At 65.1% G+C, this 11,280-nt stretch carries 10 protein-coding genes and 1 pseudogene; 4 read left to right on the top strand and 7 right to left on the bottom strand.

Annotated elements, in window-relative coordinates; translation table 11 throughout:
* Positions 1–45: 45 nt before the first annotated feature.
* Both MHZ91_RS00810 and apbC read right to left on the bottom strand, forming a co-directional pair.
* A complete protein-coding gene (locus tag MHZ91_RS00810; RefSeq protein ID WP_370647767.1) occupies positions 46–1,941 on the bottom strand; it encodes an autotransporter assembly complex family protein in 1,896 nt (631 codons plus the stop codon).
* 3 nt (positions 1,942–1,944) lie between these two features.
* Positions 1,945–3,033: an iron-sulfur cluster carrier protein ApbC gene (gene apbC / locus MHZ91_RS00805; RefSeq protein ID WP_239211409.1), complete on the bottom strand. Its 1,089-nt coding sequence runs from the start codon at positions 3,031–3,033 to the stop codon at positions 1,945–1,947.
* A 102-nt stretch (positions 3,034–3,135) separates the two neighbouring features.
* Between apbC and MHZ91_RS00800 the strand changes: the two genes are divergently transcribed.
* The gene (locus MHZ91_RS00800; protein WP_056325207.1) at positions 3,136–3,411 is read left to right on the top strand and encodes a hypothetical protein; all 276 of its coding nucleotides are present in this window, start codon (positions 3,136–3,138) and stop codon (positions 3,409–3,411) included.
* A 228-nt stretch (positions 3,412–3,639) separates the two neighbouring features.
* Positions 3,640–5,739 (top strand): annotated as a pseudogene (gene metG / locus MHZ91_RS00795) (methionine--tRNA ligase); the annotation flags it as partial.
* A gap of 67 nt (positions 5,740–5,806) precedes the next feature.
* Here the strand turns inward: metG and MHZ91_RS00790 are convergent.
* The 3 genes from MHZ91_RS00790 to MHZ91_RS00780 form a co-directional block, all read right to left on the bottom strand.
* Positions 5,807–6,544 carry a sulfurtransferase gene (locus MHZ91_RS00790; protein ID WP_175184674.1) on the bottom strand — a complete coding sequence of 246 codons (738 nt, stop codon included), beginning with the start codon at positions 6,542–6,544 and terminating at the stop codon, positions 5,807–5,809.
* 126 nt (positions 6,545–6,670) lie between these two features.
* Positions 6,671–7,468 carry a DUF4377 domain-containing protein gene (locus MHZ91_RS00785; protein WP_370647766.1) on the bottom strand — a complete coding sequence of 266 codons (798 nt, stop codon included), beginning with the start codon at positions 7,466–7,468 and terminating at the stop codon, positions 6,671–6,673.
* Positions 7,469–7,501: 33 nt separating this feature from the next.
* Complete coding sequence (locus MHZ91_RS00780) at positions 7,502–8,032, bottom strand: META domain-containing protein (RefSeq protein ID WP_239211405.1); 531 nt, start codon at positions 8,030–8,032, stop codon at positions 7,502–7,504.
* A 306-nt stretch (positions 8,033–8,338) separates the two neighbouring features.
* Here MHZ91_RS00780 and MHZ91_RS00775 point away from each other — a divergent pair, with 306 nt between their 5' ends.
* Positions 8,339–9,490, top strand: a complete 1,152-nt coding sequence (locus MHZ91_RS00775) for an acyltransferase (RefSeq protein ID WP_239211400.1) — start codon at positions 8,339–8,341, stop codon at positions 9,488–9,490.
* Here the strand turns inward: MHZ91_RS00775 and MHZ91_RS00770 are convergent.
* Together MHZ91_RS00770 and MHZ91_RS00765 are read right to left on the bottom strand one after the other, a co-directional pair.
* The gene (locus tag MHZ91_RS00770; protein ID WP_175137991.1) at positions 9,471–9,869 is read right to left on the bottom strand and encodes a helix-turn-helix domain-containing protein; all 399 of its coding nucleotides are present in this window, start codon (positions 9,867–9,869) and stop codon (positions 9,471–9,473) included. The genes MHZ91_RS00775 and MHZ91_RS00770 overlap by 20 nt on opposite strands.
* Positions 9,870–10,044: 175 nt before the next feature.
* Positions 10,045–10,446, bottom strand: a complete 402-nt coding sequence (locus MHZ91_RS00765) for a hypothetical protein (RefSeq protein ID WP_239211396.1) — start codon at positions 10,444–10,446, stop codon at positions 10,045–10,047.
* On the opposite strand from MHZ91_RS00765, the gene MHZ91_RS00760 reads away from it, so the two are divergent.
* Positions 10,436–11,251 carry a response regulator transcription factor gene (locus MHZ91_RS00760; RefSeq protein ID WP_175122474.1) on the top strand — a complete coding sequence of 272 codons (816 nt, stop codon included), beginning with the start codon at positions 10,436–10,438 and terminating at the stop codon, positions 11,249–11,251. The two genes, MHZ91_RS00765 and MHZ91_RS00760, sit on opposite strands and share 11 nt — an antisense overlap.
* Positions 11,252–11,280: the final 29 nt, after the last annotated feature.

The following is an 11,280-nucleotide window of genomic DNA, read 5'->3' as shown; positions in this document are numbered from 1 at the left end:
GCAGCCACCACACCAGCACATGGCGCAGAAATTTACGCACGAACTTCAAAACGCGATCCCCAGCGAGAAATGCAGACGCAGGTCACGTTCGCGCTGGCCGTAGGCCACGTCCAGGAACAGCGGCCCGGCGGGCGTGCGCACGCGCGCGCCAACGCCGTAGCCTACGGACATCTTCATGTCGCCGAACGATTCGGCGGCATCGCCCGCGTCCACGAACACGCCCATGCCCCAGCGCTCGTCAAAATAATGGTCGTACTCGATGCTGCCCACGAGCAGCGTGGGCGCGCCGACGACTGCGTTGTCGCGGTGCACGCCGATGCTTTGATAGCGATAGCCGCGGATCGACCGCGCACCGCCCGTCCGGAAACCGAAGTCGTCCGGCACCTGCACGTCGCCGTTGGACCACACGCGGCCAACCTCGCCACGGATCGTCAGCACGTCCCACTTGCCGAACGGCCACCATTTCTGGCCTCGCAGCCGCAGGCGCGTGTAGGGCTCGCCGGTATCCAGCGTCACGCCGACACCGCCGCCCACGGAAATCAGGTTGCCCTCGCGCGGATCGTATTTGTTGTCGACATCGCGACGCAGCCATTCGGCCGTGGTGGTGATGGTGGGCAACGTGTAGCTGTCGCCGCCGTCGATCTTGACGTGATCTTGCGCCAGCAGCACGCCGTAGCGCGTTTCATATTCGACGCGGCTGTCGCCTGCGCCCTTGCGCTCTTGCGTGCGCGTCGCGCCCAGCGCGTAGCGGGTCACTTCCAGCCCCTGGATGTCGGAACGGTCCGCCAGGATCCCGACGGAATCGCGGTAGCCGCGCTCGGAAGGCGGCAAAAGGATGTCCATGAAAGCGCGCTGGCGCAGCCGGTCCACGCCAAAGCCTGTTTCCATGGTGACCGGTTGGCCGAACACGACGTTCTGGCGATACACCGATTCCACCCGTACGCCGGCCTCGTCGTCCACGCCGATCGACGCGGAAAACCGCTTGGGCGGCGCCTCGACCACGCGCACCTGCACCGGGAGCGTGATCTCGCCGTCGGAATCGAACTGCGCCGGCGGCGGGGGCATGCCACCCGACACCGTGGGATCGCCCGCCGGCGCGGCGGCAGCGGCGTCTTCGGATCCGGGGCCGCGGGCGCGGTCGGAAATGGGATCGGTGGGCTGATCGTTCTGGCTGGGCGGCTCCTGCAGCGAGACGAACGCGCCGCGGAAAAACGCGGTCGATTGCAGGTCCTGCTGCCACTGGTCCAGCCGGTTCTGGTCGAATGCGGCACCCACGTTGTAGCGCACGTAGCGGTCGATCAGCGTCTCCGGCACGCGCTTCAGACCCTGGGTGTTGAGCTCGCCCATGCGCACCTGCGGCCCGCTGTCGATGGTGACGTGCAGATGCGCCGCCGCGTTGTCCGCGTCGATGTCGGCGCGCGAGGACGTCATGCGGGCCAGCAGGAAGTCGCGCGTGGACACGTCGTCCAGCAGCGTGGCCTTGGCGCGGTTCCAGTCGCTGTTGATGAACGGCTGCCCCTTCCTCAGGCTCCAGTCATCGCGCAGCTTCTGCACGCGCTGCGCGTACTCGGGGCGCGTGATGCGGCCCGAGAATTCCAGATTCACGGATTCGACGGTCGTGCGCTTGCCCGGCACGATCGCGATGTCCCAGGTTTCGCCGCCGATATCCGTACCGGCTTCGAGCGTGACCTTGGGCGAGAAATACCCCTGCGTGGCCAGCGCCGCCAGCGTCGCGTCGCGCGCGCGCCGGCGCAGGCGGTTGATTTCACCGCCGTCCTGGTCTTCGGCCAGACGCGCGATCGCATCGACCGCCTGGGTGATCGCCTGCAGCGCGGCCGGGGGCACGCCCCCGGGGTCGACAATGACCTCCGGGCGCTTGGCCAACGCCTCGCCCGCCATCATGCAAAGTCCTGCCAATAAGGCGCGGGCAGCCCACCGCATGCGTCAGGTCGGTTGTTGAACGACGATGGAGGGAAACTTTCCGGCCATGTCGCGCGGAAGCGCCGCAACGCCCGCGGCCAGCTTTCGAGCGATCGCACGGTACAGCGACGCGGCTTCGCTGCCCGCGTCCGACACGACGGTCGGCGTGCCGGCGTCGGTCTGTTCGCGAATGGCAAGCGTCAGCGGCAGGCTGCCCAGCCAGGGCGTCTGGTATTGCTCGGCCATGCGCTGGCCGCCGCCTTCACCGAAGATGTGCTCGGCGTGGCCGCACTGCGAGCAGATGTGGATGGCCATGTTCTCGACCACGCCCAGAATCGGCACCTCCACCTTCTGGAACATCTTCAGGCCCTTGCGCGCGTCCAGCAGCGCCACGTCCTGCGGCGTGGTGACAATGACCGCGCCAACGACCGGCACCTTCTGCGCCAGCGTCAGGGCCACGTCGCCCGTGCCGGGGGGCATGTCGACGATGAGGTAATCCAGGTCGCGCCAATTGGTCTGGCGCAGCAGTTGTTCCAGCGCCTGCGTCACCATCGGGCCGCGCCAGATGGCGGGCGAGTCCGCGTCGATCAGAAAACCGATGGAGTTGGCCTGCAGGCCGTGGCCGGTCAGCGGCTCCATGCTCTTGTTGTCCCGGCTTTCGGGACGGCCGGAGATGCCCAGCATCGTCGGCACGCTGGGGCCGTAGATGTCGGCGTCCAGCACGCCGACCGTTGCGCCCTCGGCGGCCAGCGCCAGGGCCAGGTTCACGGCGGTGGTGCTCTTGCCCACGCCGCCCTTGCCGGAAGCGACCGCAATAATGTTGCGCACGTTGGGCAGCGGCTTCAGGCCCTTCTGCACGGCGTGCGCGGCGACCTTCCAGGTGATGGTGACTTGTGCGTGGGGCGCGCCGGCTTGCGCCAACGCACGCACGGCGATGTCGCGGATCTGGTCGCAGACGGCGTCGGCGGGATAGCCTAGCTCCAGCGTCAACGCGACGCGGCCGCCGGCCAGTTGAATGTCACGATCTTTTACAGAAACGCCCAAATCCAAACCGGTATTCGGGTCTTGCGCGGCGCGCAGTGCGGCGCGGATGTTTTCTATCGTTATACTCATGTCACTATGGTTCCGTAGGCAGCGCGGCGTCTGCGGGCCGCCATCCCCTAAAGGATAGCGGATACACGGGAACCTTTCGCTGCGTTTTGCATCCGACCATTCATGACCAACACACTTATCCGCTTCTTTCGTGCCGTCTTATTCGCCGCCCTGGCCTTGATCGGCATGGCGATGGCGCTGGTGTTCATGCTTTCCACGGCATTCGCCGTGGCGATCCTTTATGTGGTCGCCAAGGTCCGCGGCAAGCCCTTCGGCGTTCGCGCCTATTGGAGCCAGCGCCAAGGCGCCCGCCCTGGACCCTTCCAGTCCGCCACTGCCCCGTTCGCCACGCAACCGCGTGGCGACGTGATTGACGTCGAGGCCCGCGAAATCCGCTGACGGCGGTTTTCAACCTGGCTTGTGCGTGATTGCGCGCAAGCTGGCCAATGCGTGCTGCGCTGAAATCGCGCTCATCGCCTGGCCACGCTTCCCTCAACCCGCCTGATTCGCATCACTGCGATGGGCGGGTTGTGTACTTTCCGGGTCCATCTCCGGAACCCTGTCCGGGACCGCATCCGGGGCCGCATCAGCGGCAGGCGCGCGCGCTTGCCCTAAAATGGCCGGCCAAATCCCTTTTCCCCTCAACCTCAGTCGACAACCATGTCTCGCACCCTCTTTGTCACCACTGCGCTGCCCTACGCCAACGGATCTTTCCACATCGGCCACATCATGGAGTACATCCAGGCCGATATCTGGGTTCGTTCGATGCGAATGGCGGGCCACACGGTGCACTTTGTGGGCGCCGACGACGCGCACGGCGCGCCGATCATGCTGAAGGCCGAAAAGGAAGGCATCACGCCGCAGGCGCTGGTTGCGCGCTACGCGGCCGAGCGTCCGCAATACCTGAACGGGTTCCACATCCGTTTCGACCACTGGCATTCCACCGATTCGGCGGAAAACGTCGCGCTGTCGCAGGACATCTACCGCGCGCTCAAGGCCCAGGACCTGATCGAAACGCGCTCCATCGAGCAGTTCTACGATCCGGTCAAGGGCATGTTCCTGGCCGACCGCTACATCAAGGGCGAGTGCCCCAAGTGCCACGCCAAGGACCAGTACGGCGATTCGTGCGAGGTCTGCGGCGCGGTGTATGCGCCCACCGAACTGATCAATCCGTACTCCGCGCTGACGGGCGCCACGCCCGTCCTGAAGTCGTCCGACCACTTCTTCTTCAAGCTGTCCGATCCGCGCTGCGTGGAATTCCTGCAACAGTGGACCACGGGTTCGAACAAGGCAGGCGCCAAGCATCTGCAACCTGAAATGCTGGCCAAGACGCGCGAATGGCTGGGCGGCGAAGACGGCGAGGCCAAGCTGGGCGACTGGGACATTTCCCGCGACGCGCCCTATTTCGGCATCGAGATCCCGGACGCGCCGGGCAAGTATTTCTACGTCTGGCTGGACGCGCCGGTCGGGTATCTGGCGTCGCTCAAGTCCTATTGCGCGGTCAAGGGCATGGATTTTGACGCCCTGCTCGATCCCAACGGCGACACCGAACAGGTCCACTTCATCGGCAAGGACATCGTGTACTTCCACGCCCTGTTCTGGCCCGCCATGCTGAAGTTCGCTGGCCGCAAGACGCCGGACGCGGTCAACGTGCACGGCTTCATCACCGTCAGCGGCGAAAAGATGTCCAAGAGCCGCGGCACCGGCATTTCGCCGTTGCGCTACCTGGAACTCGGCATGAACGCCGAATGGATGCGCTACTACATCGCCGCCAAGCTGAACGCGCGCGTCGAAGACGTGGACTTCAATCCCGAGGACTTCATTGCCCGGGTGAACAGCGATCTGGTCGGCAAGTACGTCAACATCGCCAGCCGCGCCGCCAGCTTCATCACCAAGCATTTCGACGGCGTCCTGGGTTATTCCGGCGACACCAGCGCGTTGTCCGCTGAATACGCCGAACAGGCCGAGTCCATCCGCGCCGCGTTCGAGGCCCGCGAGTACAACCGCGCCATCCGCGAGATCATGGCTTACGCCGACCGCATCAACCAGGCGTTCGACACCGCGCAGCCGTGGGTGCTGGCCAAGGGCATCGCCACCGCCGACGACGCGCAGAAGGCCGCGCTGCAGGACATCTGCTCGCGCTCGCTGGCCGGCTTCAAGGCGCTGTCGGTGATGCTGGCGCCGGTGCTGCCCCAGCTGGCCGAACGCGTTGCCCTGGAACTGTTCGGCGCGCAGGCGCCCTTCACCTGGGCCGATGCCTCGGTCCTGCCGCAACGCGTGGCGCCGTTCAAGCACCTGATGCAGCGCGTCGAACCGCAGATGCTGGAAGACCTGTTCGAGCCGCCCGCCGCGCCCGTCGTGGTGCCCGGCGGCGAGCCGCTGGCCGAGACCATCTCCATCGACGACTTCGCGCGCGTCGACCTGCGTATCGCGCAGATCGTCAATTGCGAGCACGTCGAAGGCTCGACCAAGCTGCTGCGCCTGACGCTGGACGTGGGCGAAGGCCGCCACCGCAACGTGTTTTCGGGCATCAAGTCGGCCTACAAGCCGGAAGACCTGGTCGGCAAGCTGACCGTCATGGTCGCCAACCTGGCGCCGCGCAAAATGAAGTTCGGCGTGTCCGAAGGCATGGTGCTGGCCGCCAGCCATGCGGATGAAGCCGTCGACGCCGGCATCTACGTGCTGGAGCCGTTCCCCGGCGCCAAGCCCGGCATGCGCGTGCGCTGAACCGCGTCACTGCCAATGCAAAGCGCCCGCAAATGCGGGCGCTTTTTTGTTTCTGCGGGAAATCCGATCAGGCGTTGCTGGGCGCCAGCGCCGGGTCCAGCGAGACGCGCTCGTCAAACACGAAGCACTTGCCTTCGTAGCCGGGGCCGCCCGTTTCCTCGAAGTATTTCAGAATGCCGCCGTCGAGCTGGTAGACGTTTTCGATGCCGGCCTCGTTCATGAAGATGGCGGCCTTTTCGCAGCGAATGCCGCCCGTGCAGAAGCTGACGACGGTCTTGCCCTCGAGTTGCGCCCGGTTTGCCTCGACCGCGGCGGGAAACTGCGTGAAGCGGTCGATGCGCCAGTCGATGGCGTTCTTGAACGTGCCTTCGTCCACCTCGAAGGCGTTGCGCGTGTCCAGCATGACCACGGGCCGGCCATTGTCGTCCACGCCCGCCGCCAGCCAGCGCGCCAGCGTGTGCGCATCGACGCCGGGCGCGCGGCCCGCTGCCGGCCGGATGGCAGGGTGGTTCATGCGGATGATCTCGCGCTTGATCTTGACCAGCAGCTTGCGGAACGGCACGTCGTTGCTGTGGCTGAACTTGACCTCCAGGTCCGCGAACCGCGCATCGGCGCGCAGGCCCAGCAAGAAGGTGTCGATGCCGCCGGCCGCCCCCGCGAGGAACAGGTTGATGCCTTCCCCGGCCAGCAGGATCGTGCCCTTGAGCCCGGCGGCGCCGGCCTCGGCGAGCAGGCGCTCGCGCAACGCAGGCAGGTCATCCAGCGGAACGAATTTGTAAGCGGCGATATTGACGACGGAAGTCATGGCAAAGCGATAGAAAACAGGCGGCGAAGCCCGTAATCATAATCGCTGGGCCGTTTGCGCCGCAGACGGGAGTACCGCTGGGCGGCCGGTGCCCAGACCGCGCACCGCCCAGACCGCCTGCCGTCCCTAGCGGGTGACGACCTGCTGCTCGACCACCGCGTCCAGCACCCAGCGCAGCGGGGCAGCTCCCAAGGTGGCATTCGGGTCATTGATCTCGACCACGCGCAGGCGGTAGTGCACGCCGGGCTGGAAATTGAACCCGGTGATTTCGCCCGGCCAGGCCTGCCAGGGATGCGAGGCGCTGTCCCGCACCTGATAGCACATGCCGCGGCCACCGGCCGTGTCGCAGGGCACCCGCTCGGCGTTGACGTAGACCAGCTTGGTGGGGCCGCGCTGGCCGCCCACCACGGGATCCGCGCGGCGCCCGAAGTCCAGCGTGTCGCCGGTGCTGAGCTTCCACGTCATCCGTTGCGGATTGTTGGCGTTATCGAAGGAACTGGCCGTGATCCGGGTGAGCGACGCCAGGAAATCGTGCTCGAGCGCCATCGTCTGCGGCGCGCAGGCCATGCGGGTCGACACCGGATCGGCGCGCACGATCAACTGGCCATTGGCGATGGTGTACGGCGCGTTGTAGGTATTGCATCCGCTGAATCCCATCATCCGCGGCGAGCCCTGGTCGTGGATGAACGCAGCCGTGATCGGGCGCGTGGAGGACGACGGATGCGGCACGGGGCGCAGCGCGCCGCCGGGCAGCGTCCAGCGCGCCAGGTCCCAGTTCGTCTGCACCAGGATGTCGGAAGCCGAGGCCGGCTGAAAACGCGGATCCTGGCCATCGGCCGCGCGCATCGGCGGCGACGAGCAGGCAACGAGACCCGCGCACAGCAGGACGGACGTCAGGCGGCGCTGGAAAAGGAATGAGCGCATGCAGGTCTCTCGGATCGTTCAGCGAAGCGGGAATCAGGGGGTCGGCGGATCCTGGCGGCGCTCGAACTCCAGCACGTCGCCACCCCGCAGATTGAACGTCAGGTGACGCGGCGCGCCGCCGCTGTCCAGCGTGAACGTGTCGATGGCGCGCAGCGCGCGCAGGTAGTCGGCTTCCAGCTTTGCGCGCTCGGGCGGCACGCAGGCCATGCGCGTGGTGGCGGGCGCGTCGATGACGAGCTTGTTGCGCTCGAGCTTGTACGTGCCCGTGTAACGATTGCAGCCGGAGAATCCGTTGACCTGGTATTGCTTGCCCTGCGCAAGAAAGGTCAGGCGGATGGGCTCGCCGGTGTCCCCGTGCGGGATGTCGCGCAGCTGGCCACCGGGTTGTGCCCAGCGGACCAGTTCCCAGCTTGTCTGCGCCAGCGAATCCTTGCTGGTGGCCGCGCTGGCCGCAGCGGCGCCTTCGGGACGCGCGCCGCCGGTCATGCCGGCGCATCCGGCCAGGGCCGCGGTCAACAGTCCCAGGCAGAGCATTCTGCTGGGCGTGGACAGGAAATTGGGCATGAGCAAGCCTCCAATTGATGCGTATCGTCGTAATGTAACCGGCCCGTGCGTCATCACGCGATTTTCTCCGTCCGTCAGCCGTATCCAAAAGATGCACGCTTGAGCCGGAGGTTCTAGCTCCGATGATCGCCGGTTCTGCATCGAATGCCGCATGGCGGGGGTGGGTGGCCGCGAGCAGAATCAATGACAGTTGATGACTCCGGCCTAAAAAGTAATACAGGGAAAGAGGAGCGGAGCCCGCGACAACCGCATGCGCAGTGTCCGGCCCATCGGGGCTGAGAACAATATCGACCGGGGAGATGCGCGATGGGCTTCTTGAGAACCTTACTGGCATTGTCAGTGGTGCTGGACCACCTGGGCGGCGGCTACGCCGATCAGCTTGTCGGCGGCAGGCTTGCCGTGCAGCTCTTCTATGTGATTTCCGGCTTCCTCATTTCCTACGTGCTGACGGCGACGGACCATTATCAGGGCGCCACCGGCAAGTTCTACGCCAATCGTTTCCTGCGGCTTTTCCCGATCTATCTGGCGGTGGCGGCCCTGACCCTGACGGCCCACATCGTCAGCGGCGGCTCGTTCTTCCGCATCTACGAAGCCCTGCCCTTCAGCGCCGAAGTCTTCCTGTTCCTCTCCAACCTCTTCCTCTTCGGCCAGGACTGGCTGATGTTCTTCGGCATCCGCGATTCGGCGCTGGCCTTCACGGGCAGCTTTGCGAACAGCGACGTGCCGCTCTACAAGGGTCTGCTGGTACCGCAAGCGTGGACGCTTGGTGTGGAAATGAGCTTCTACCTGGTTGCGCCATTCATCCTGCGCTCGCCGCGCCGGTTGCTGGCGCTGCTGGCCGCCTCGCTGGCCCTGCGCGCGATCCTGATCTGGACGGGGGTCGGCCGCTCGGATCCTTGGACCTATCGCTTTTTCCCCACGGAGCTGGCGCTGTTCCTGATCGGTTCGCTGTCGCATCAGGTGCTGCTGCCACGCATGAAGGCCTGGACGCAGCGCGTGAAGCGCCTGCCCGAACTCGGCACCGGCGTCCTGTTCCTGTATACGGTTGCGCACTTCTCGATCGGCATCAATCCCACCGTTCGCGATGGTCTGGCGGTCCTGCTGTTTGCCGCACTGCTGCCGCTGGCATTCCTGTTCCAATCGCGCCACAAGCTGGACAAGGCCATTGGTGAACTCAGCTATCCCCTGTACATCTGCCACATGCTGGTCATCATGGCGTTCAGCTGGCTGATGCACGATGTGCAGGAGCATCAACCCATGCTGTTCGCCGCCATGGCCATCACGGGATGCATCGGGGTCTCGGCGGTGCTGAACTACCTGATTGCGGATCCCGTGGAACGCCTGCGCAGCCGCCTGCGCACCGATCCCCGCGGCACCGGCGCCATCGCGCCCGCCGATGTCCGGCCGCGCCCGCAGGTTCCTGCGCAACCGATGGGGACTATTCGCCGCGTGCCTTGATGTAGGCGCCCAGCACCAGCTCGATCTGCCGTTTTTCCTGGTGCGAAAGCCGCGCGTAGGCCGCGTAGGAGATGGTTTCGAAGGGCCAGGCGGGCGGGTCGGGGATTTCGCCCAGTCTGCCCGCAGCAACATGGCCGGACGGCGTGTCGAGCATGGGCCCTTCGCCGGTACTCAGCCACAGGGGGTTGACGCGCAGGGCGCGCGTCAGCTTGATGAGCGCCTCGCTGGACGGCTGCTGGCGCTGTCCGCTTTCGTAGTTGCCAATAGCGCTTTGCGACAGGTTGCTTGCGACCGCCAAGTCTTTTTGAGTCCACCCCTGAAGCATTCTTGCATTGCGCAGACGATGGCTAAACGTGTCCAATCGATCAACCTGAGACATTAATTTGTATGGTTTTTTTGGATTAAAGCATTTCAATTCCGCGGCCAAATAAAGGGATTAGACCCCAATTTCCGGGCTAATTCATAAATCGCCGCTTGGCCCCCCTGGCCTTGCGCGCATGCTGCCGCGCGCCCTCGCTTCACGCCGCAGTCCGCCCCGTTAAAAGTCATATCTTTCATCGGCTTGCAGCGCCTTGCCCGCCCATCCCACCGCTGCCGTCGCGCGACGTTGCAGCAAAATCGGAGCAAAAAAAGCCGCATGAGTTTATGGGCAGAAATCGGCCGAAAGAGAAAATAATGTATCGGTAATACATAATATTTTTCTGACGCAAATCGGGGATCAAACGCTGTTTCAATGAATGCCGGGCTATTTCCCCCTGGACGACTGTTACCGTCCGAAACCATAGAAACGTATCTTCACAAAAAAACACGCCCGTGTTTAAATGCAACACAGGCGTGACTCTGGAACGACAAGCGCCGCAACGGCCGGAAACGGCATGGCTCTGCCAGACGTCCGGCTTTTTCAAGGCGCCAGCGCCCCGTCGCGGCGCCTCATTGGAAGCATCAATGAACAACACGCTGGATGTCATTTTTCTTGGCAATGACGACGCCAGGCATGCCAGACTCGTCGAGTCCCTTTCCCACCTGGGATTCAACGTCCGCCGCTGCCACGATCTCGTGGATGTCTACGACCGATTTTCCCGCCGGCCCAGCCCGCTGGTCGTCCTGGAAGCCCCGCTTACCGATGTGCACAACGCCGCCGTGCGGCTGCGCGCCATCGATCGCAGCCTGGGCATCGTGGCCATCGCCCCATTCACCGATTCCGAAAGCCGTATCCGCACCCTGCTCTGCGGCGCGGACGCCTGCCTGCCGCCGGACGTGACCGGCCTGGAGCTCGCGGCGGTGCTGCAGGCGCTGGTGCGACGCGCGGTCGGGCTGGACGGGATGGAGCCGGGCGCGGGCACGGAAGCCATAGAAGAACCGGCCCAGGAAGGCTGGCGGCTGGCAAACAAGGGATGGACGCTCATCAGCCCCAAGGGCCGGACGCTGGGCCTGACGACCGGTGAACGCGATTTTCTGTCGCGGCTGGTGAAGTCGCCCGACCGCAAGATCAGCCGCGACGCCTTTCTGGCCGATGGCGCGGACGAAGCCGACAGCGGCATTACGCGCCGCCGCTTCGTGGATGTGATGATCAGCCGCCTGCGCCGCAAGGCCGCGGCCAATCAGATGACGCTGCCGATCCGTGCGGTCCACGGATGGGGCTACATGTTTGCAGCCGACATCACGCTGGATCTGGACTATCGGGTGTCAACGCCAACCGCGCGCACGGACGGGCAACAAGCCTGGCGCAGCGAAGAAGCGGACGCGAACGCGTCTGCCTGAAATCGCCCGGCGCAAGACCGCCAGGCGAA

This window comes from Achromobacter sp. ACRQX (genome assembly GCF_022346505.1).
In the GTDB taxonomy this organism is placed as follows: Bacteria; Pseudomonadota; Gammaproteobacteria; order Burkholderiales; family Burkholderiaceae_B; genus Achromobacter; species Achromobacter animicus.
This window is presented reverse-complemented; position numbering and strand designations above follow the sequence as displayed.

Excerpts from the sequence above, each read along its gene's own strand:
- MHZ91_RS00810 (WP_370647767.1), bottom strand. The coding sequence starts at position 1,941 with ATGCGGTGGGCTGCCCGCGCCTTATTGGCAGGACTTTGCATGATGGCG.
- apbC (WP_239211409.1), bottom strand. The coding sequence starts at position 3,033 with ATGAGTATAACGATAGAAAACATCCGCGCCGCACTGCGCGCCGCGCAA.
- MHZ91_RS00800 (WP_056325207.1), top strand. The coding sequence starts at position 3,136 with ATGACCAACACACTTATCCGCTTCTTTCGTGCCGTCTTATTCGCCGCC.
- MHZ91_RS00790 (WP_175184674.1), bottom strand. The coding sequence starts at position 6,544 with ATGACTTCCGTCGTCAATATCGCCGCTTACAAATTCGTTCCGCTGGAT.
- MHZ91_RS00785 (WP_370647766.1), bottom strand. The coding sequence starts at position 7,468 with ATGCGCTCATTCCTTTTCCAGCGCCGCCTGACGTCCGTCCTGCTGTGC.
- MHZ91_RS00780 (WP_239211405.1), bottom strand. The coding sequence starts at position 8,032 with ATGCCCAATTTCCTGTCCACGCCCAGCAGAATGCTCTGCCTGGGACTG.
- MHZ91_RS00775 (WP_239211400.1), top strand. The coding sequence starts at position 8,339 with ATGGGCTTCTTGAGAACCTTACTGGCATTGTCAGTGGTGCTGGACCAC.
- MHZ91_RS00770 (WP_175137991.1), bottom strand. The coding sequence starts at position 9,869 with ATGTCTCAGGTTGATCGATTGGACACGTTTAGCCATCGTCTGCGCAAT.
- MHZ91_RS00760 (WP_175122474.1), top strand. The coding sequence starts at position 10,436 with ATGAACAACACGCTGGATGTCATTTTTCTTGGCAATGACGACGCCAGG.